Genomic DNA, 21,745 nt, shown 5'->3' with positions numbered 1-21,745 from the left:
GAACGGCGGCTTTATTGTTGTTCGGGCAAATCCGCCTTTTCAGACGGCATAGGTCCTGCCAATGTTTTGACGGGCAGGTCGTCAGGGATGACCATACCCAGCGAAATCACATATTTCAACGCTTCGTCCACGCTCATATCGAGTTCGCGCACATCGCTTTTCTTTACCATAATATAGTAACCGCCGGTCGGATTCGGCGTGGTCGGAACATACACGGAAAGATAATCGCCGTCCTTCGGCAATGCGGCCTTAACCGCATTCGACACCTGACCGGACACGAATGCGATTGTCCAAATACCCGATTGGGGAAACGGCACGAGTACTGGTGTTTTAAACGAACGGCTGCTGTCGGACAGCAACGATTCGGATACTTTTTTCACACTCGAATAGATGGACTTCACAACCGGAATCCGCCCCAACAAGCTGTCCCACGCGGCAAGAATCTGCCGGCCCAATACGTTTGCGGCAAATAATCCGGTTACAAACAATACGGCAATGGCAACGATAACGCCCAGCCCCGGGATATTAAACCCCAAAACATATTGCGGCCGCCATTGCTTCGGCAGCAGGTTGACGAGCTGATCGGACGCGGAAACGATATAGGAAACCACCCAAACCGTTACCGCAATCGGCAGCCAGACCAAAATGCCCGTAATCAGATATTTTTTTAACGCCTTGGCAGCTTTGCCGCCTTCGGCCGCAGGTTCCGTCATCTTGCTTGATTCCGACAAAGTCCGTACAAACCGCACATTATACGCGTTTGCCCGGATTCAAACGAAATTTTTATCCCGCCCCGCCAAACCGCCGGCGGCTTCAGACGGAACGGCAACTTGATATACCGTCTGAACACGCGGTTCAGATGCCGTCCAAGTCGTTGAACATCAACCCGATACCGATACCGTTCTGCTTGTGGTTGTAGTCGATCAGGCTCTCGCCGTAACCGTGGAATCCGCGTACCACGCCTTTGAGTTTGCCCTTAATCGGAAACGTGTAGGCGGCTTCAATCGCGCCGTAGCCCGTTTTGGGATTGTAGCGCAATACGGAATACACATTCTGCCTGTCGTTCAGGCGGTACTGCAGCTTCACGTCGCCATACCCCATATAGTCGGCAATATCGGGATTGTCGTTTTTATCGCCGCTCTGATCGAACGCACGCACCCACACGCGCGGAATCACCGTCAATTTGCCCCATTCCATGCCTGCCATGGCGTAAATCCTGTTCCACGAACGCGATTCGGGACGGCTCTGTCCGTTGGACTGGTGGACAAAACCCGCACCGAGCATACGCAGCCTGCCGCCGAACGGCAAATCCGCCTTCACAGGCTGGGTCAGGAAAATTTCAGGTTTGTAATCCGTATTGCGGAACGGCGCGGATTTCCTGCCTTGGTTGTAAATCTGCCAATCGGATCTTTGGGTGTAGCCGAACCACAGATCCGCGCGGGTTTTAAACAAATCTTCGGCAATTTTGCTTTTGAACGAAACCTGCAATTTGGTTTCCGCACGTTTCTGCTGTCCGAATTTTTCCTGTACAGTCGTACCGCGCGTCGGCGAACCCGGGGCATAGTTGGGCGAATTGTTGTACCAGAGCGGCATAAGGTACATCGGATTGTGTTCGCGTACGCCCAACAGCCCGCGCAAATCGTTTTTGTCCAAGTCGTACATCAGGCTCAAAGGCGTATAGATGTCAGCGGTTTCGCCCGCACTGTCGGCAGGAAGCGCATCCCCGCCTTTTTCAACAACAATGACCGCCTCGCCCTTATCCAGGCTGCTGCGGACGGTTTCCGTCAGATTGAGTACGGCTTTCGACTCCTGCCCTTCCTACCCTGCCGAAGACGGAAGCTGTGCCGCAAAAATCCTGTCGTAACACGCCAAACGCGTAACATTGTCCGTCAAAGCGGCGCATTGCAGCGCGGTCTCTCCAAAAGCGGATGCCATCGGCAACAGTCCTGTCAAAAGAATATAGCGCATATTCCGTGTATTCATCTCCGCCCCCATTGTCGGCATATTGGTTTTCAAACGGCATTTTATAGCGGATTCGGATAAAAACCGCACCCTTTCCGCCATTTCGGGATTTTGCCCCCGCAATACAGAAAACCCCGAAACCGTCAGGCTTCAGGGTTTTCCGCTTATCGCGTATCAACCGCCTTGGCGGTTTTGCAAAAATCAAGCCAGTGCTTTTACTTTTGCAGACAGACGGCTTTTGTGGCGTGCCGCTTTGTTTTTGTGGAACACGCCCTTGTCGGCGATGCGGTCGATGACTTTGACAGACTCTTGGTAAACCGCTTGTGCGGCAGCTTTATCGCCTGCTTCGACTGCTTTCAATACTTTTTTCACTGCAGTGCGGAATGCGGTACGCAGGCTAGCGTTGTGGGCGCGTTGTTTGACGGACTGGCGGGCACGTTTGCGTGCTTGTGCGCTGTTTGCCATATTGGAATCTCCTGGAAGAAAAATAAATTCTGTAAACGCGCAATTTTAAAGGGGGTTTACATTATATGCAAGCCTTTTCTCTCTATCCGCCCGTCGGACACCCTGACAGCGCAAAAAAACGGCAAAATCGGGCAACCGTTTTCCTCCCCTTTTAAAAACAGGATAATTTTTTAGGAAAATCAGTCCAATATCGCTTTGAGTTTGCACAAATTTACTTTACAATGCCCAAACCTTGCGCCGGGGTGTTTATGGGGCGCGGGGTTTTCTTTTTTTCCAACCTCTTTCATCAGGAATCTGCCCGTATGAAAAAATCCGTATTAGCCGTTTTGGCCGCGCTGTCTCTGGCAGCCTGCGGCGGCAGCGAAAAAAACGCCGTGCAACCTCAAGCAGACGCTGCGTCTGCTGCCAATGCCGAAGCCGCTGCCACCGATACTCTGAACATCTACAACTGGTCGAACTATGTTGATGAGAGTACGGTCGAAGACTTTAAAAAAGCCAACAATCTGAAGCTCACTTACGACTTGTACGAAAACAATGAAACGCTGGAAGCCAAAATGCTGACCGGCAAATCCGGTTACGATTTGGTTGTGCCGGGCATCGCCTTCCTGCCGCGCCAAATCGAGGCGGGCGCGTATCAAAAAGTCAACAAAGACCTGATTCCCAACTATAAAAACATCGATCCCGAACTCTTGAAAATGCTGGAAACCGCCGACCCGGGCAACCAGTATGCCGTCCCCTATTTCTCCGGCGTGAACACGATTGCGATTACGGCGAAAGGCAAAGAGCTTTTGGGCGGCAAGCTGCCCGAAAACGGCTGGGATTTGCTGTTCAAACCCGAATACACCCACAAGCTGAAATCCTGCGGCATCGCCCTGTGGGACACCCCGAGCGAAATGTTCCCGATTTTGCTGAACTACTTGGGCAAAGACCCCAAAGGCTCGAATCCTGAAGATTTGAAGGCGGCGGCGGAAGTGTTGAAGTCTATCCGTCCTGATGTCAAACGTTTCAGCCCGTCCATCATTGACGAGCTGGCGCGCGGCGACATCTGCCTGGCGGCAGGCAACGGCGGCGATTTGAACTTGGCGAAAGCACGTTCCGAAGAAGTGAAAAACAACGTCGGCATCGAAGTGCTGAATCCGAAAGGCATGGGCTTCTGGATTGAGTCTTGGCTGATTCCCGCCGATGCGAAAAACGTCGCCAATGCCCACAAATACATCAACTACACGCTCGACCCCGAAATCGCGGCGAAAAACGGCATCGCCGTAACCTTCGCCCCCGCCAGCAAACCGGCGCGCGAAAAAATGCCTGCCGAACTGGTAAACACCCGTTCCATCTTCCCGAACGAGCAGGATATGAAAGACGGTTTCGTGATGCCGCAAATGAGCGCGGATGCAAAAAAACTGTCGGTCAGCCTGTGGCAGAAAATCAAAGTCGGCACCAACTGATTTGAAGCATTAAAAATGCCGTCCGAACGATGTTCGGACGGCATTTTATATTGGATTGAAATAGAAATATTTATATAGTGGATTAACAAAAATCAGGACAAGGCGACGAAGCCGCAGACAGTACAAATAGTACGGAACCGATTCACTTGGTGCTTCAGCACCTTAGAGAATCGTTCTCTTTGAGCTAAAGCGAGGCAACGCCGTACTGGTTTTTGTTAATCCACTATACCGTCGTTCCCACGGTCAGGATTTCAGATTGCGGACATCTGTCAGAAAAGACAAAAAACCTTCCGCCGTCATTCCCTACAGGCGAGAATCCGATCCGTTGAAATTCGGTTGTTTTAAATAAATTCTTACAGCTTTGATTTTCTGTTTTTCCGATAACGCCGTAACTTTGAAACGCGAAAGCGGTAATCCGATCCGTTGGGATTTTGCAACTTCAAATCAATCCGCAAACTGAAATCCCGTCATTCCCACGCAGTCGTGAATCCGAACGCGTCCGCACGGAAACCTGCATCCCGTCATTCCCACGAAAGTGGGAATCCAGTTTTTTGAGTTTCAGTCATTCCCGATAAATTGCCTTAACATTGAATGTCTAGATTCCCGCCTGCGCGGGAATGACGAATCCATCCGCACGGAAACCTGCACCGCGTCATTCCCACGAACCTACATTCCGTCATTCCCACGAAAGCGGGAATCCAGTTTTTTGAGTTTCAGTCATTCCCGATAAATTGCCTTAGCATTGAATGTCTAGATTCCCGCCTGCGCGGGAATAACGAATCCATCCGCACGGAAACCTGCACCGCGTCATTCCCACGAACCTACATTCCGTCATTCCCACGAAAGTGGGAATCCAGTTTTTTGAGTTTCAGTCATTTCCGATAAATTGCCTTAGCATTGAATGTCTAGATTCCCGCCTGCGCGGGAATGACGGGATTTTAAGTTGGGGTCATTTATTGGAAAAAGCAGAAACCGCTCCGCCGTCATTCCCACGAAAGTGGGAATCCAGTTCGTTCGGTTTCGCTTGTTTTAAGTTTCGGGTAACTTCCACTTCGTCATTCCCGCGCAGGCGGGAATCCAGTGCGTTGAGTTTCAGCTATTTAGAATAAATTTTGAAACTCTAATCGCGTCATTCCCACGAAAGTGGGAATCCAGTTTTTTGAGTTTCAGTCATTTCCGATAAATTGCCTTAGCATTGAATGCCTGGATTCCCGCCTGCGCGGGAATGACGAATCCATCCGTACGGAAACCTGCACCACGTCATTCCCACGAAAGTGGGAATCCAGTTTTTTGAGTTTCAGTCATTTTCAATAAATTGCCTTAGTATTGAATGTCTAGATTCCCGCCTGCGCGGGAATGACGGGATTTGAGATTGCGGCATTTATCGGGAGCAACAGAAGCCGCTCTGCCGTCATTCCCACGAAAGTGGGAATCCAGTTTTTTGAGTTTCAGTCATTTCCGATAAATTGCCTTAGCATTGAATGTCTGGATTCCCGCCTGCGCGGGAATGACGGGATTTGAGATTACAGTGTATCGAGAAGGATGGGAAACGGTGGGAATTGTGTAAAAAATGCCGTCTGAAGCCTTTCAGACGGCATTTGCGGCATTCGGACATTTAAAAACCCCATCATTCCCGCGCAGGAGGGAATCCGAATACATCCGAACAGAAACCTGCATCCCGTCATTCCCGCGAAAGCGGGAATCTAGAACGTAAAATCTAAAGAAACCGTTTTATCCGATAAGTTTCCGCACCGACAGGTCTAGATTCCCACTTTCGCGGGAATGACGGGATTTGAGGTTTCTGTTTTTGATTTTCTGTTTTCGTAGGAATGACGGTTTAGAGTTACCCGAAACCTCAAAAAAAACCGAAACCGAACGGACTGGATTCCCGCCTGCGTGGGAATGACGGGTTTCAAGATTACGGTATTGTCGGGGATGATGGGAAACGGTGGGAATTGTGTAAAAAATGCCGTCTGAAGCCTTTCAGACGGCATTTGCGGCATTTGGACGTTTAAAACTTCATTTCCAAGCTAAATGTGTAGTTTCGGCCGGGGGCGGCATATCGGTTGTAAACGCCGACATTTTTGTGTTGGTTGACTGCGCCGCCGGCAGTTTGCCGCACATTTTCCCAAGTAACATAGCGGTAGTTGAGGAGGTTGTACACGCCCGCACGGAGGGTGAAGTGTTTTTTAATCGTGTAATAACCGGACACGTCCACAATATACCAAGGGCGGGTACGGCGCGCGGTGGCTTTTGTATTGCGGCTGTTGCCGTTGAGCAAAGCCCGGCTGCCCAACAACTCTGTGATTTCCTTGGCTTTGGAATAAGTCAGCATACCGTTCACACCCCATTTGCCTTCCGGTTGGTCATAGCCCAAGCCGACGACATAGCGCGAGGGTTGGATGGCATCAAACAGGTGTGATTGAATATCGGTGCGGTCTGCGCGTTTTTTGATGTCGCGGACATGGACACGATTATAGGCAAATGTAGAATACCAACCTTCGGGCAATTTATCCCATACGCCGTTCCAATCGATTTTGCCCAAAACATTGATGCCGGTAATCCGCGCGCTTTGGGCATTGAGGTAAGCCGGGTCGCCTTTGGCTGTTTCTTTGCCGTTTTGAATTTGCGCTTCATAACCCCGGACAATCAAATCGCGGTAGGCATTATTGAACCAACTTGCCTCCAAGTTGCCGAAATCGCCTTTAAACACGATGCCGGCTTCTTTGTTGAACGATTTTTCCGGATCGATTTTGACCGCCTTGCTTTGAACACCCGCCCGCCAGCCGTACATTTCCGCAAACGAGGGCAGGCGGAAGCCGGTTGAAGTGCGGTAAGTCAAATCCAGCCAGTCGGTAGGTTTGAGGACGATGCCGGCGTTCCAGGACAGGGTGCGGTGCGTGCCGGTGGAAACGCTGCCGTCGTCCGAATGCGTGCTGCGGTAGTCGTAGCGCAACCCCGCGCCGACATCCGCCCACCTGCCCAAACGGACATTGTCCCGAACTGCCGCGTAATAGCTTTTGCCGTTGATGCTGCGCGGCGTGCAGTCCGTATAAGTATTGTTGCCCAAGCGGCAGATTTGCCCCGTAACCACATTTCCCCTGCCTATGCTGACCCAATAGGGTTGGTCCTTGCCGCCGTTGGGGTTGGCGGTTTTAGGGGGCGTTTTCGACGAATAGGCGCGGTTGGCATGTTGATAATAATAATCCTGATGGCGGAGATTAGAGTCAAAGCGGTCAAAACCGAGATTCACGCTCAGGTTGTGGCGGATTTTGGCGGTATCGAAGGATTTTTTGAATGCCGCCTGCAAGAGCCTGTGGCTTTCCCCGTAAATCACGCGGTCGGATTTGTAGTAGGAAAACGGCTTGTCGGCACTCGGGCGGCAATATTTGTCCGAACCGTCGGCAGAACAGTGCGTCTGCTGAAAATGATTGTCCAAACCGATGCCCTGCCGGTCGTAAGAGAGGCGGGCATAATCCACCCAAGTGTCTTTATCGGCATTGGTATAGACATATTCCAAACCGTAGCGGCTTTTGGTGTGCGTCTCGTCGTAAAACACGCCCGTACCGTATTCCGCGCCCACCAGCGCACCGTTTTCGCCGTTGGTAAACAGACCGCCGTATTTGTGGTCGCCCGCGTATTTGCCGTTGCCTCTTATCGGTCCGTATTTTCTATTTTCATCAAAAACCGCCTTGGTCAGGAATGCCGGAACCGTCATATCGCGCGTGTCGAAAGTTTGTTGCGTGTGTTCGAGTATGCCGCCGATGTAGTGCCGTTTGTTTTCAAAACGAAAACCCGGGCGGAACAGCCACGATCGGCTTTCGTATGAAAGCGGATCGGCGAGGAAGCGGTTTGGGCCCGTGTAGTCTCGGGTGGAAACCGTTTGACGTTCGTCTTTGCCGACAACATCTTTTTTCGGTTTGCTTTTACACGTTTCGTAATTCCCGCTTTCGCATTCTTCTTCAACGATGAAATTTGCGTACGGATGGGTATCCTCAACCGGCACCAGCCTGTTAAAGCTCTGAACGCCGCGTCCTGCATCTTCGTGGGTGCGGATTTCCCCCGCGTGCCGACCCGTGTGGATCAGCAAAGCCTCCGCACCGCCGATGCGCCCCGCCAGCGCGATGGATTGGGTAAGCCCCCGGTTTTTGCCGGAATAGGCGGTTTTACTCTGAATCCCCCACTGCCTGCCTTCCCCGATAACATCGTCGGCGGTTTTGGTTTGAAATGCGACCGAGCCCGCCAATGCGCCGCTGCCTTGTTCGACCGAGTTTGAGCCTTTGCTGATTTCGACAGCTTTGACGTTTTCATACTCGATTTCATTGATTGCGCCGCTGCTGCCCGCCGTCCTCGTCCCGCCCAATGCCGCCTGCGCGGTGTAGGACTGTATTTGCGCCAAGCCGTCTACCGTCAAGGAAACGCGGTTTTTGTCCATACCGCGTATCGAGTAGCCCGAGCTTGCGCCGCGCCCCTGTTCGACGACGGCGATGCCGGGGTCGTAACGCGTCAGGTCGCGGATATCGAGTACCTGTTCCTTGCTGAGGGTGTCGGCGGTTTTGACCAATTTGCCCAAACCGGTTACTTCGTTATCGCGGCGGGTTTTCTGTTTTTTGGCTTTTACCTGTATGGTATCCAACTGTTTTTCCTGTGCTTGTCCGGCTTGCACATTTTCTGCATAAACGGGCAGCGCGGTCATTAAAGACAGGCATAAAATATTTAATCGGAACAAATGTTGCTGTTGCATAGTGTTTCCCTACTCTTCGCTTTCAGACGGTATCGGAAGGAGCGGTGCCGTCTGAGGCCTTATTCTTGATTGTTCGGCAACCGTGCTTATTGCACAGGCTTTTGGCGTTTCGCACCGAATACGACAGTTGCACTGCTTGCTGAATTTCCATTGCCGGATGCATCTGTTGCATTTTTCGTTTGTTTATCGTCCGAATAGGCAAACCATCCGCCCAACTCTTCGGCTTTGGGCCCGTAAAAACCGCCCTGCACCTTGGCGTTTGTGATATATGCCTTAGGCGTGCGGGTGTTATTGCTTTGATCGAGATCAAAACCTGAGTCAGCAGTTTTCGCCGTACCGGAAAAACCGTTGCCCTCAATATCGCCCACAATGGTAAAGGTTGCCGCCTGCCTGTTGTCAGCGGTTAACGTGCCGTTAATTTTTTTCGTACCGAAATTCACAGTAAAGTCCGCCCTGTTGCCGCCCTCTTTATCGGAAGCATTGCCGCTCCAGCTTGTGCCGTTGGCAATATGCCCGTACCAAGACCCCCGATAAACGACGTTTTGGTCGTTTGGAATCTCTTTTTCATCGGTGCGCTCGCCTTGGAGGAACATACTTTGTCCAACTTGTTCCGTTTTAGCATCAGCTTGACTACTGCTTTCTCCTGCCTGCATCGCGGACTTGCTGTTTTTGCGCGTCAACATTCCGTATTTCAGATAATTGAGGTTGGAACAGCAGACTTCGACTTCATAGGTTTTTGTTTTGCCATTGGCATCACCTGCCGTATTTGAAGCGGCTGGATTGCCATTCTCCGCCGTACCTGCTTGGGTGTCTTTTTCATCGCTTTTCGGCGTGTGGTTAAATTTGCGGGTAAAGGCTGTTCCGCCATTTGTACCTTGATTGGCTTGATTTTTCCCACTTTCGGAAGCCTCGGGCAGGAGCGGAATCATAATGCCGTCGACAACCAGTTGGGCGGCATTGCTGAAGTTGTCGAGATTTTTGATTTTCTTGTCGTTTAGTGTCAATTCAACCGCATCCAAAACCGTGGTCAGCTTACTGTTTTCAGACGACGTGCCTGCCGCACCGTTTGATGCTGCCGCACCTGCGCCGCCTGAAGCCACTGCGCCATTTCTCGGTTTGTCTTGGGTTTTCGCGCTGCCGACAACGGCAACTTTTTGATCGTCGCTCAAAAAGCGGAAACCCAATTCCTCACCCTTCGGACCGAAAAAGCCGCCGCTCAAAGAAGACGAGTCGGAAACAAAGGGATGTTCCTTGGTTTCGCCGTCGTTTTTGGGTTTGTCGGTTGCTTCCGCTTTTCCGCTGAAACGGTTTCCCCTAAGCGTCGCATCAAGGCTGTAGTATTGGGTGGTATGTTTGTCATTATCATTATTTACCCTGTTGTTTTTAATTAATTTTCCGCTGAGGGTTTTTTTCTCAAAATCAACCGTTATTTCCGTTGTTAATCCCCAACCTACGTGCTCGTCTTTTTTATCGCTATCTTTATTGACGATATAATCCAACTCCCCGGAAAAAGCACTATATCGGTCTCCGGGTCCCGTAGAAGTATTTCCTAAATCTGTAAATTTCTGACTTGTTTTCACATCAGTTAAAAAATCCCAAGTACCTTTGTACATAACCTCCCCTGAAACAGGAAGTTTTCTCGAGGGATCTTTGCCTTTATAAAAAATATAACCGTCAGGCCCACTTCGGGCTGCGGTTATAGATGAATCTTTTCTTTCAAATGTACTTCCAATCTGTTTATAAAAAAACCCGACCATACGTATTGGAAATTGTGATGACCCGTAACCTTAGATATACCCTGATTTTCTTGACTGGAATCTTGCAATGATGCTCCTCCATTATTTCCAGTTAAGGCATTAATAATATTTTTTTGTTTGGAAGGGTTTTTGATATCACCATTATCCGTTTGTTCCCAATCATTTTCAGAGAGTTTTATCTCATCTTCTTTAGGATTCGCCTGCCGATACCAATTCCTCCGTTTCAACCTCATCGCAAAACCGTATCCGCCTTGGTCTTTTTGGGCTTGCGGTTTTTCGGAAGAAACATCTTGATACTTTGGCGCGGGACGCGGGGCTTCGGTATCGACAGAATCAAGATCGAAACTGCCGCCGCCGCCCAAACAAGCACTCAACAAAAACACCGGCAGCACCATAGCAGCCTGATTCACCAATGGATTGTTCATATAAACCCAATTCAATTAAAGAATGATAAGGATTATTATTTTATTTATTTTTAACAAATTTGCAAATACTTTTTTATTTTTTTAGGGAATACACCAAAATCCCGTCATTCCCGCGCAGGCGGGAATCCGAACGCGTCCGCACGGAAACCTATATCCCGTCATTCCCACGTATATCCCGTCATTCCCACGAAAGTGGGAATCCGGCTCGTTCGGTTTCGCTTGTTTTAAGTTTCGGGTAACTTCCACTTCGTCATTCCCGCGCAGGCGGGAATCCAGTTTTTTGAGTTTCAGTCATTTCCGATAAATTGCCTTAGCATTGAATGTCTAGATTCCCGCCTGCGCGGGAATGACGGGATTTGAGATTGCGGCATTTATCGGGAGCAACAGAAGCCGCTCTGCCGTCATTCCCACGAAAGTGGGAATCCAGAACGTAAAATCTGAAGAAACCGTTTTATCCGATACGTTTCCGCACCGACAGACCTAGATTCCCGCCTGCGCGGGAATGACGAATCCATCTATACGGAAACCTGCACCACGTCATTCCCACGAACCTACATTCCGTCATTCCCACGAAAGTGGGAATCCAGTTTTTTGAGTTTCAGTCATTCCCGATAAATTGCCTTAGCATTGAATGTCTAGATTCCCGCCTGCGCGGGAATGACGAATCCATCCATACGGAAACCTGCACCACGTCATTCCCACGAACCTACATTCCGTCATTCCCACGAAAGTGGGAATCCAGTTTTTTGAGTTTCAGTCATTCCCGATAAATTGCCTTAGCATTGAATGTCTAGATTCCCGCCTGCGCGGGAATGACGAATCCATCCATACGGAAACCTGCACTACGTCATTCCCACGAACCTGCATCCCGTCATTCCCACGAAAGTGGGAATCTGGTTCGTTCGGTTTCGCTTGTTTTAAGTTTCGGGTAACTTCCACTTCGTCATTCCCGCGCAGGCGGGAATCCAGTGCGTTGAGTTTCAGCTATTTAGAATAAATTTTGAAACTCTAATCGCGTCATTCCCACAAAAGTGGGAATCTAGTTTTTTTGAGTTTCAGTCATTTCCGAGAAATTACCTTAGCATTGAATGTCTAGATTCCCGCCTGCGCGGGAATGACGGGATTTGAGATTGCGGTATTTATCGGGAGCAACAGAAGCCGCTCTGCCGTCATTCCCACGAAAGTGGGAATCCAGTTTTTTGAGTTTCAGTCATTCCCGATAAATTGCCTTAGCATTGAATGTCTGGATTCCCGCCTGCGCGGGAATGACGGCGGAGCGGTTTCTGTTTTTTCCGGTAAATACCCACAAGCTAAAATCCTGTTATTTTCACAAAAACAGAAAACCAAAAACAGCAACCTGAAATTCGTCATTCCCGCGCAGGCGGGAATCCAGTTCGTTGGGTTTCGCTTGTTTTAAGTTTCGGGTAACTTCCACTTCGTCATTCCCACGAAAGTGGGAATCCAGTTTTTTGAGTTTCAGTCATTTCCGATAAATTGCCTTAGCATTGAATGTCTAGATTCCCGCCTGCGCGGGAATGACGAATCCATCCATACGGAAACCTACATCCCGTCATTCCCACGAAAGTGGGAATCCAGTTTTTTGAGTTTCAGTCATTCCCGATAAATTGCCTTAGCATTGAATGTCTAGATTCCCGCCTGCGCGGGAATGACGGCGGAGCGGTTTCTGTTCGCGTCATTCCCACGAAAGTGGGAATCCAGTTTTTTGAGTTTCAGTCATTCCCGATAAATTGCCTTAGCATTGAATGTCTAGATTCCCGCCTGCGCGGGAATGACGAATCCATCCATACGGAAACCTGCATCCCGTCATTCCCACGAACCTACATTCCGTCATTCCCACGAAAGTGGGAATCCAAGACGCAAAATCTCAAGAAACCGTTTTACCCGATAAGTTTCCGCACCGACAGACCTAGATTCCCGCCTGCGCGGGAATGACGAATCCATCCATACGGAAACCTGCATCCCGTCATTCCCACGTATATCCCGTCATTCCCACGAAAGTGGGAATCCAGTTCGTTCGGTTTCGCTTGTTTTAAGTTTCGGGTAACTTCCACTTCGTCATTCCCACGAACCTACATTCCGTCATTCCCACGAAAGTGGGAATCCAGTTTTTTGAGTTTCAGTCATTTCCGAGAAATTGCCTTAGCATTGAATGTCTAGATTCCCGCCTGCGCGGGAATGACGGGATTTGAGGTTTCTGTTCGCGTCATTCCCACGAAAGTGGGAATCCAGTTTTTTGAGTTTCAGTCATTCCCGATAAATTGCCTTAGCATTGAATGTCTAGATTCCCGCCTGCGCGGGAATGACGGGATTTTAGGTTTCTGTAATCTCGGGCAGCTTTCCGTCATCGTTTTAACCCAAAGACACCATTTCAATCTGCTCCATCGTCCTGCCCAGAAAACGCTCGCCGATGGTTCTGAATTTCAAAGGAATATCGCTGACGTAAAAACGGTAGTCGGGATTGTTGTTGTCGGTATTGAGCAATCCTTCCTGAGCAAGGACGCGTGCGGTTTCTTCGGCCGTTGTAATTGCAGAATCAACCAACGCGACATTGCCCGCCTCCCTGCCGATTAAGGGTTTGAGCAAGGGAAAGTGCGTGCAGCCCAACACCAGCGTATCGATGCCGTCTGCAAGCAATGGTTTGAGGTATTCGCATACGGTCAGGCGGGTAACTTCGTGTTCCAACCAGCCCTCTTCCACCAAAGGGACGAGCAGCGGCGCGGCCTGCGTGCGGACGAGCGTGTCGGGGTTGTTCCTATGGATGGCGCGCGCATAGGCGTTGCTGTTGACTGTGGTATTGGTGGCGATAATGCCGATTTTATTGTTGCGCGTGGTTGCTAGCGCGGCTTTCGCGCCGGCGGAAATCACGTCCAACACAGGCATATTGCCCGTCTTTTGACGGATTTTCTGCCCCGCCACCGCCGCAATCGTATTGCACGCGATAACCATCGCCTTAACATCGTGTTCCAATAAAAAATCGACAATCTGCATCGAGAAATTTTCGATGGTCGCCTTAGATTTCGTCCCGTAAGGCACGCGCGCCGTGTCGCCGAAATAAATGATGTTCTCCATCGGCAGCCGCTCCATCAGCGCGCGTACATTGGTCAAACCGCCGATTCCCGAGTCAAAAACGCCGATGGGTCGCTGCCTGCCGATATTTTCCATCCTTTTTCCAATCTGTCCTAAACATACAATCCGCGTATTGTACACGCGCCGCTTTTTCTTGACAGCCGTTGCCGTCTGAAAGCAGAACGCGGATTTGGCTGTTATAATGCTCGGACAAGAAGCATCCGCCCCTCGGGTGCAAAGTTTGCAAAACCTGCAAAACTGCCCATAATACCCTAGACCTTACAACAAACCGTTTCCATGTCTGATTTACCCTCTATCTCCCGATTCCTTGCCGACGAAGCCGCCACACTCGATTTGGGTGCGGCGTGGTCTTCCCGTTTAAACGCACCGCTGGTCATTTACCTCGAAGGGGATTTGGGTGCGGGCAAAACCACGCTGACACGCGGCATCCTGCGCGGATTGGGTCATCAGGGCGCAGTCAAAAGCCCGACCTACGCCATCGTCGAATCTTATCCGCTGGAACGCTTCACCTTGCACCATTTCGACCTCTACCGCTTCTCGTTCCCCGAAGAATGGGAAGACGCGGGGCTTGACGAACTGTTTGCCGCAAACAGCGTCTGCCTGATCGAATGGCCGCAACAGGGAGGCGAATTTACCCCGCCCGCCGACATCACCGCAACATTGACACACGACGGCGGCGGCAGAAAATGCCTGCTGACCGCCCATACCGAACGAGGACGCGAAAGCCTGCCGCTATGACCAAACTGACACGAAGACAAATCATCCGCCGCACCGCCGGCACACTGTTCGCCCTAAGCCCCATCGCATCCGCCGTTGCCAAAACGGTACGCGCCCCGCAGTTTACCGCCGTACGGATATGGCCGTCGCACACCTACACCCGCCTGACGCTGGAAAGCACAACCGCGCTCAAATACCAACACTTCACGCTCGACAACCCGGGCAGGTTGGTCGTCGACATACAAAACGCGAACATCAATACCGTATTGCACGGACTGTCTCAGAAGGTTATGGCGGACGACCCCTTTATCCGCAATATACGCGCCGGTCAGAACACGCCCGACACCGTCCGCCTCGTCATCGATTTGAAACAGCCTTCCTACGCGCAAGTTTTTTCCCTCCCCCCCGTCGGCGGCTTTAAAAACCGCCTCGTCGTCGATCTCTATCCGCAAGGGATGGATGCCGACGATCCGATGATGGCGCTGCTCAACGGCAGCCTGAACAAAACCCTGCGCGGCTCTCCCGAAGCCGACCTCGCCCAAAACACCACGCCCCAACCCGGGCGCGGCAGAAACGGACGCAGACCCGTCATTATGATCGACCCCGGACACGGCGGCGAAGACCCCGGCGCCGTCAGCTCGGGCGGTTTGCAGGAAAAACACGTCGTCCTCTCCATCGCCCGCGAAACCAAAAAACAATTGGAAGCCTTGGGTTACAACGTCTTTATGACGCGCAACGAAGACGTGTTCATCCCCTTGGGCGTGCGTGTCGCCAAAGGGCGAGCACGGCGGGCGGACGTATTCGTCTCCATCCACGCCGACGCTTTCACCAGCCCCTCCGCGCGCGGCACAGGGGTTTATATGTTGAACACCAAAGGCGCGACCAGCTCCGCCGCCAAATTCTTAGAACAGACGCAAAACAATGCCGACGCGGTCGGCGGCGTACCGACCAGCGGCAACCGCAACGTCGATACCGCCCTGCTCGATATGACCCAAACCGCCACACTGCGCGACAGCCGCAAACTCGGCAAACTGGTGCTTGAAGAATTGGGCAGGCTCAACCATCTGCACAAAGGCAGGGTGGACGAAGCCAATTTCGCCGTTTTGCGCGCACCCGATATGCCGTCTATCCTGGTCGAAACCGCCTTCCTGTCCAACCCTGCCGAAGAGAAGCTGCTGGGCAGCGAATCCTTCCGCCGACAGTGCGCCCAATCCATTGCCTCGGGTGTCCAACGCTACATCAATACATCCGTATTGAAGCGGGGTTGATTGAAAAGGCGGTGTTTCAATATAGTTGTCGGATGAAGGCAGGCATAAACCTACTTCCGCCCCAAACCGCGTTTTTATGATGAAAGGTATGGATAAATTGAGATACCAACAGGATTTTTTAAATATCCGCTCCATTTTTACAGCCGGCGAACAAGAATACCTGACCGAATTGTCCGATCGGCTTCCTTTATCTGTTTTAACGGACTCCGTGCGTAATATTGAAGAAATCGGTATCGATTTTGTGTACAGTTCTGCCAAATTGGAAGGAAACACTTATAATCAATACGATACGCAGGCATTGCTTAAACTCGGGCAAACCGCAGGCGGGAAGTTATATTCGGATGCCGTAATGTTAATCAACCTGAGGGAAAGTTACCGGCACCTGCTGTCCGGTTTGGACAGCCCCGAGCCGTTTGACTGGTTGGATTTCTTAAAAACCACCCACAGCCTGATTTCCGAAAACTTACTGGAAAAAGGCTCCGGCGGCGTAGTCCGCCGCGACAGCGTTACCATAAGCGGGACAGACTACACCCCTTTATCTAACCCGCAAAGTTTGGATACGGAATTAAAATGGTTGCTTCAAGAAGCTCCCAAAATAGAAAATCCTTTCGACCGCGCCGTTTATCTCCATAATAATTTGGCGTATCTTCAATATTTTAAAGATTGCAATAAACGTACTGCCAGAAACTGCATGACCTTGTCGCTGATGCGCTCCGGTTTTTTTCCTTGCGTATTCTCCCCCGACAGTTATCCCGCCTATGCCGAGGCTGTCGTAGCCTATTACGAAACCGGCGATTACGGTTTATTCAAGAAATATTTTATTTCGGCATACGAAAATACCGTAAATAAGTACGGTCCCCAGCCTGATGTGGATATTTTCCGCAACTTCTCCCTTTAATTCCAAGGGGTTGTTATCCGTATCTTCCGCACGCGGCAAATGCGGCGGCAAAATGGACACGCCCCTCCCTTACCTTCGGTTATAGTGAATTAACAAAAACCAGTACAGCGTTGCCTCGCCTTAGCTCAAAGAGAACGATTCTCTAAGGTGCTCAAGCACCAAGTGAATCGGTTCCGTACTATTTGTACTGTCTGCGGCTTCGTCGCCTAATCCTGATTTTTGTTAATCCACTATAATATCGGCCGGATATTAAAAAAAGCCGTCTGAACATTTTTCAGACGGCATTTTTGTACACTTTCCTCAACGGTTCGATCCCTGCACCATATCAATCAGGAACAGGCGGCAATCGAGGTTGCCGTTATAAAGCGGAATTTTGCGTTTTGGCGACAGGCGCATGAATTTGGGCATTTCCCGATCTCCGGTAAACATTGCCGCCAACCAGCCTGCGTAATATTTCTTCAACCACGTCCCCAACTGCGGATAAAGCGCCTGCAAGACACGGACTTCCTCAAGGCGCACACCGTAGGGCGGATTGGACACCATAATGCCGCCCACGCCGTTCGGACGGACGGATTGCGCGTCGGCAACGCTGAAGGAAACGATGTCGTCCACCCCGGCACTGCGTGCGTTGGCCAATGCCGTCTGAATGATGCGGCGGTCGCTGTCGCTGCCCGAAATCGGTGCAAAAGCCGGTTTAACCTGCGCTTCGGCACGGCGGCGCAAATCCGACCACAGCGTTTTATCGAAATTTTGCAGTTTTTCAAAACCGAAACGGCGCATCATACCCGGCGCGCGGCGGGCGGCAATCCAAGCGGCTTCGATAGCAATCGTGCCGCTGCCGCAAAACGGGTCTTGAAACGGCTGCGTGCCGTCGTAGCCTGCCGAGAGCAGCAATCCGGCGGCAAGGTTTTCGCGCAGCGGGGCTTCGCCGGTATCGAGACGGTAGCCGCGTTTGAACAGGGCTTCGCCCGAAGTGTCGATGAAGATTTCGACATTGCGTTCGTCCAAAAAGGCGTGGATGCGAACATCGGGCGCGGCTTTGTCCACGCTCGGACGTGCGTCGTAAATGTCGCGGAAAGCGTCGCAGACGGCATCTTTGACGGTCAGTCCGACAAATTGGATGCTCTTAACGTTGGCACGCTTTGCCTCGACTTTGACTTTGAACGTCTGCTGTAAAGTAAACCAATTAAACCAGTTGATATTTTTGGCGAGTTTGTAGATGTCGCGCTCATTGCGGTATGTCCCTTTGGTCAGGCGCAGCAGGATACGGCTGGCAGTACGCGAATGCAGGTTGGCGGCGTAAACCTGTTCCAATCCGCCCCGGCAGGAAACGCCGCCGTCAAACACTTGTACATCGGTACAGCCGAGGCTTTCGAGTTCTTGAGATAAAACGGTCTCCAAGCCGCGCGGGCAGGTGGCGAAAAGTGTATATAAAGTATTCATAACGTGTCCTTTCCGGACGGATGTTCCGGCAATGGCGGATTGAAAGGTTTATTCGGCGGTAAATGCCGTCTGAAATGTCCGGCTGCCGATTGTAATGTCCGCCGTAAAATCGCGCCTGCCTTCGACACAGATGGGCAGGCGGATGCGTACTGCCTGCCAAGTCCCCGACGGTTGCCGCTCGAACATATAGCGGTTGAAACCCATATCCATATTTTTCATACTGAAGCTGATGCTGACCTGTTCCGTGCCGGCGGGCGCGTGTTCGATATAAATATCAAACGGTTTTTTGGTTGAAACGGCGGCGGCGCGGACGCGGCTTCCGTCCGGCAGCGTGCAACCCTCGGTCAAATCGCATTGCGCCGCCACAGCTTGCGGCTGCTGCGCCTGCCACCATTGCAACAAAACGAGCTTGACGGCGGCAAAGGCAATCAGCAGCAGTGCGGCAAGCAGTAATTTACGGTTTTTATTCATGATTCTTCCCTATTGTTTCATCCCTTACCACCACGTGCGCCCCCAATCCGAGCCATAGTTTTCCATAACGTGCAACCGTCTGTCCGTTTGCTGCAAGTACGAGCGGCACGGATACGCCCTGCCGCAGGGCTTCTGCCGCCTCTTGTGCCTGAACATCATCGCACACGCGCCAAACGACCGCATCCGCGCCCTTTTCCTGCGCCTGCCGCCATTGTTCGCGGGTCTGTACCATCATCCACACGCTGTCGGCGTGTTCGGGTCTGTCCTGCCATTGCGCCGCCTCCATCAAAACGTTCGCACCGCTTCCCTCTGCCGAACCCAAAGGCAGGACGCGGTACGCGCCCATACTGTTCTCACCGTACAAACCCGTTTTCAGGCTGCCGTACAAACGGCGCGGGACGGACAGCGAACGCAAAAGCGCGCCGTTGGCAGGCAGCATGGGGGCAACGGTAAAATCACCCGCCTTCTGCCAAGACCATTCCTGCCCTTCGCGGGATTGCGGTTCGCCCATCCATTGGTCGGGGTTTACCCATAGGAATTTCAGGCAGACGCGGGCGTGTTCGTAGGAATGGATTTTAGTCAGCCAAGGCGTGGCGGCGAGGATGCGGATGCCGAGTTCTTCTTCAAACTCGCGTTGCAAGGCTTGGAAGTCGGTTTCGCCCGCTTCGACCTTGCCGCCGGCAAATTCCCAATATCCGGCATAGGGTTTACCTTCGGGGCGGGAACTGAGCAGGTAGTCGCCGTCCCGGTTGAGCAGGATGCCGGCAACGACGCGGATAAGGGGTCGGGTGTCTTGGGTCATGGGAAGGGTTGGAGAAGGTCGTCTCAAAATCCGGAAAGGTCGGATTCGGGCATCCGACCTGCCAATGGGTACTGTTTTATTTTTCGGCAACGGCAAACGCCAATACGGTGTCTTCTTCGTCGCTCATGCTGAGGCTGACGCGGCTGATGCCTTGTTCCTCCAGCCATTTGGACAGGGCGGGGGCATAGAAAAATTCGGGTTTGCCCAATGCGTCGTGCCCGATGCCGATGTTGCGGAAGGAAACCGCGCCGCGTATGCCCGTACCGACGGCTTTGGCGAAGGCTTCTTTGGCGGCAAAGCGTTTGGCAAGGTAGTTGACGGGTTTGCCCGCCTGAGGGAATTCAAGCAGTTCTTCGGGGGTGAGGATGCGCTCGGCAAACGCCTGTCCGAACTTTTTGCTCAGGCGGACGATGCGCTTGAGGGAAACAATATCTGTGCCTATGCCGTAAATCATAATTTGCGCTCCTTCGCCCTTGGTTGCGGGTAGTGATGAATGTGATGATGAATGCCGTCAATTTCTTGGGGCGTTAAAATGGCGTGAATATCCACTTTTGGGGTTTTGTCGGTAACAATTTTCATTGTAACCTTTTGCATTTGAAATTCTAAAACATCGTGCCAATTATTTAATAAGGAGTTAAGGCATTTAATAATGAATTAAAGTTTGATTAAACCTGAATACCCGATTTTCAGAGCCAATACCAATAAAACAATAAAAATTAACATTTTAAAAAAATTTGGGCTAATCTTAGTCCTTAACCGAATTCCAACATACAATCCAATAACAGACAATACGGACAGTAAAAATATTAAACCGTATTCACTCTTATTTAATAACCAATACTGGTCTCTTAGCATATATATTTGAACAATTTTTGCCAAAAGATAGCATAGATTGCTTGATTTTGCGATACGATTTTTATTCTCTGTTTCGCTAAGCAAAAATATTAACAATATGGGAGACATGGCATTGGTTGAACCGCCGATGATGCCTGCCAAAAACCCAAAAAGAACCATATTCTTATTATTGGCAACTACTTGAATATTTTTTGCTTTTGCACATACATTTAAAATACCATTGACAGAATAATACAATGTAATGATTGCCATCAGTAAAAGCAGCCAAGACACTGGAAGTATCAAAAGCAACTTCACCCCCAAAATGCTGCCAACGACGCTGCCGATAGCAAGCAATTTATAGGTTTTTAAATAATAAACAATCTCTTGCCAAAAACCCTTTTTGTTATTGCTGCATAGAACCAACAAGCTCATTAACAGGCTTGGTAATGCCACCAAGGCAACAACCTTAGACAATGGCATGATAAAAGCCAATGCGGTTGTACCGAGCATCGGAAATCCCATGCCTGTAATTCCGTGCAGTATTGCGGCAGCAACAAAAACGATAGATTGCATTATTTCTTGCATAACCGTCCTTTATACAGTAATTCTTGCTCTAATATAATGCCTGTTTTTATCCGTATAATCAGTTCTGGCATGCAAGCCATTGACATTGTCAATAATAATCAAACCATCATCTTGTGCAGAAAATTCTTGAATATCACTCGCATTTTTTATAACATTTATAAGATAATCAAGTGCAAGTACCATTTCCTTTGATACTTTATTTCTATTTTCTTCAATACCTTTATAGATACAATCACTTCTAAATCTAATCATTTGAGTATTGACCGATAAGATATTACCCCATCTCACACCTTGTTTTTTATCAAATGATGCTGGTGTTTTAAATGGATATAAATTGCCCGTTAATGTTTTTAAGTGTTTTTTACCGGTTTCTGTTTTAGATAACTGATTGACAATATCTGATGAACTTAAAAATAGGGAATTACCTCCATCATTGGCTGATTTTACTACATACATAACCAAATAACTTTCCGGGTTTTCACTAAAAGATGAATCACTATGAAGTGGACATTCTCCAACATCTTCCGAGAAAGTTATATCATTATTTATTACATAGTCATCGCCGCGATATTTAATATCCCAAAATATAGATTTAAAACCATCGTCTTTGTGGTTTGTCAGCATTCCTAATTGAGATAGAAAGTCAAATAATTTCTTGTTTCTCCGGCTGTCATCAAGATGGTTTAGATTAAGACCGCGAACAATACAATACCCAATACTCTGTACTGTATTGTGAATTTCTTCTATCAAACTATTATTGTTTGCAGATAAAATATACTTTTGATTCATAACATACTCCTGTCGTGAAATGCCGTCTG

15 protein-coding genes and 2 pseudogenes are annotated in these 21,745 nt (G+C 50.1%); 5 read left to right on the top strand and 12 right to left on the bottom strand.

Features of this window, described 5'->3' with window-relative positions; genetic code table 11:
* Window positions 1-11: 11 nt before the first annotated feature.
* The 3 genes and pseudogenes from IUJ45_RS08655 to rpsT all read right to left on the bottom strand — a co-directional run bounded on the left by IUJ45_RS08655 (window position 12) and on the right by rpsT (window position 2,427).
* Window positions 12-713 (bottom strand): DUF502 domain-containing protein, encoded by a 702-nt coding sequence (locus IUJ45_RS08655; protein WP_002212560.1) that lies wholly within the window; start codon window positions 711-713, stop codon window positions 12-14.
* A 142-nt stretch (window positions 714-855) separates the two neighbouring features.
* Window positions 856-1,983, bottom strand: a pseudogene (locus tag IUJ45_RS08650) (phospholipase A).
* A gap of 180 nt (window positions 1,984-2,163) precedes the next feature.
* A complete protein-coding gene (gene rpsT / locus IUJ45_RS08645) occupies window positions 2,164-2,427 on the bottom strand; it encodes a 30S ribosomal protein S20 (protein WP_002212556.1) in 264 nt (87 codons plus the stop codon).
* A 302-nt stretch (window positions 2,428-2,729) separates the two neighbouring features.
* Between rpsT and IUJ45_RS08640 the strand changes: the two genes are divergently transcribed.
* Window positions 2,730-3,872: an extracellular solute-binding protein gene (locus IUJ45_RS08640; protein WP_002246912.1), complete on the top strand. Its 1,143-nt coding sequence runs from the start codon at window positions 2,730-2,732 to the stop codon at window positions 3,870-3,872.
* Window positions 3,873-5,883: 2,011 nt separating this feature from the next.
* Here IUJ45_RS08640 and tbpA read toward each other — a convergent pair.
* The gene (tbpA, locus tag IUJ45_RS08635) at window positions 5,884-8,616 is read right to left on the bottom strand and encodes a transferrin-binding protein TbpA (RefSeq protein ID WP_082308685.1); all 2,733 of its coding nucleotides are present in this window, start codon (window positions 8,614-8,616) and stop codon (window positions 5,884-5,886) included.
* Between the two features lie 86 nt (window positions 8,617-8,702).
* Window positions 8,703-10,798: pseudogene (locus IUJ45_RS08630) on the bottom strand (transferrin-binding protein-like solute binding protein).
* 1,114 nt (window positions 10,799-11,912) lie between these two features.
* Here IUJ45_RS08630 and IUJ45_RS08625 point away from each other — a divergent pair.
* Window positions 11,913-12,215 carry a hypothetical protein gene (locus IUJ45_RS08625; RefSeq protein WP_033911896.1) on the top strand — a complete coding sequence of 101 codons (303 nt, stop codon included), beginning with the start codon at window positions 11,913-11,915 and terminating at the stop codon, window positions 12,213-12,215.
* Between the two features lie 953 nt (window positions 12,216-13,168).
* Here IUJ45_RS08625 and murI read toward each other — a convergent pair.
* On the bottom strand, window positions 13,169-13,981 hold the full coding sequence (gene murI, locus IUJ45_RS08620; RefSeq protein ID WP_002223465.1) for a glutamate racemase: 813 nt from the start codon (window positions 13,979-13,981) through the stop codon (window positions 13,169-13,171).
* A 201-nt stretch (window positions 13,982-14,182) separates the two neighbouring features.
* On the opposite strand from murI, the gene tsaE reads away from it, so the two are divergent.
* The 3 genes from tsaE (at window position 14,183) to IUJ45_RS08605 (ending at window position 16,789) form a co-directional block, all read left to right on the top strand.
* Complete coding sequence (gene tsaE, locus IUJ45_RS08615; protein ID WP_002245914.1) at window positions 14,183-14,644, top strand: tRNA (adenosine(37)-N6)-threonylcarbamoyltransferase complex ATPase subunit type 1 TsaE; 462 nt, start codon at window positions 14,183-14,185, stop codon at window positions 14,642-14,644.
* Complete coding sequence (locus IUJ45_RS08610) at window positions 14,641-15,891, top strand: N-acetylmuramoyl-L-alanine amidase (RefSeq protein ID WP_002247147.1); 1,251 nt, start codon at window positions 14,641-14,643, stop codon at window positions 15,889-15,891. The genes tsaE and IUJ45_RS08610 overlap by 4 nt, the downstream gene beginning before the upstream one ends.
* 79 nt (window positions 15,892-15,970) lie before the next feature.
* The gene (locus tag IUJ45_RS08605) at window positions 15,971-16,789 is read left to right on the top strand and encodes a Fic family protein (RefSeq protein WP_082308723.1); all 819 of its coding nucleotides are present in this window, start codon (window positions 15,971-15,973) and stop codon (window positions 16,787-16,789) included.
* Window positions 16,790-17,089: 300 nt separating this feature from the next.
* Here IUJ45_RS08605 and IUJ45_RS08600 read toward each other — a convergent pair whose 3' ends face one another.
* From IUJ45_RS08600 to IUJ45_RS08575, 6 genes are all read right to left on the bottom strand, one after another.
* Window positions 17,090-18,232: a THUMP domain-containing class I SAM-dependent RNA methyltransferase gene (locus tag IUJ45_RS08600; RefSeq protein WP_002247086.1), complete on the bottom strand. Its 1,143-nt coding sequence runs from the start codon at window positions 18,230-18,232 to the stop codon at window positions 17,090-17,092.
* Window positions 18,233-18,280: 48 nt separating this feature from the next.
* Window positions 18,281-18,703: a hypothetical protein gene (locus IUJ45_RS08595; RefSeq protein ID WP_002216567.1), complete on the bottom strand. Its 423-nt coding sequence runs from the start codon at window positions 18,701-18,703 to the stop codon at window positions 18,281-18,283.
* Window positions 18,696-19,505: an NUDIX domain-containing protein gene (locus tag IUJ45_RS08590; protein WP_002245912.1), complete on the bottom strand. Its 810-nt coding sequence runs from the start codon at window positions 19,503-19,505 to the stop codon at window positions 18,696-18,698. The genes IUJ45_RS08595 and IUJ45_RS08590 overlap by 8 nt, the downstream gene beginning before the upstream one ends.
* 76 nt (window positions 19,506-19,581) lie before the next feature.
* Complete coding sequence (gene acpS / locus IUJ45_RS08585) at window positions 19,582-19,959, bottom strand: holo-ACP synthase (protein WP_002245911.1); 378 nt, start codon at window positions 19,957-19,959, stop codon at window positions 19,582-19,584.
* 200 nt (window positions 19,960-20,159) lie between these two features.
* Complete coding sequence (locus IUJ45_RS08580; protein ID WP_002245909.1) at window positions 20,160-20,927, bottom strand: sulfite exporter TauE/SafE family protein; 768 nt, start codon at window positions 20,925-20,927, stop codon at window positions 20,160-20,162.
* Between the two features lie 9 nt (window positions 20,928-20,936).
* Complete coding sequence (locus IUJ45_RS08575) at window positions 20,937-21,716, bottom strand: TauD/TfdA family dioxygenase (RefSeq protein ID WP_002212539.1); 780 nt, start codon at window positions 21,714-21,716, stop codon at window positions 20,937-20,939.
* Window positions 21,717-21,745 lie beyond the last annotated feature (29 nt).

It is taken from the genome of Neisseria meningitidis, from assembly GCF_022869645.1.
Lineage (GTDB): Bacteria > Pseudomonadota > Gammaproteobacteria > Burkholderiales > Neisseriaceae > Neisseria > Neisseria meningitidis.
This window is presented reverse-complemented; position numbering and strand designations above follow the sequence as displayed.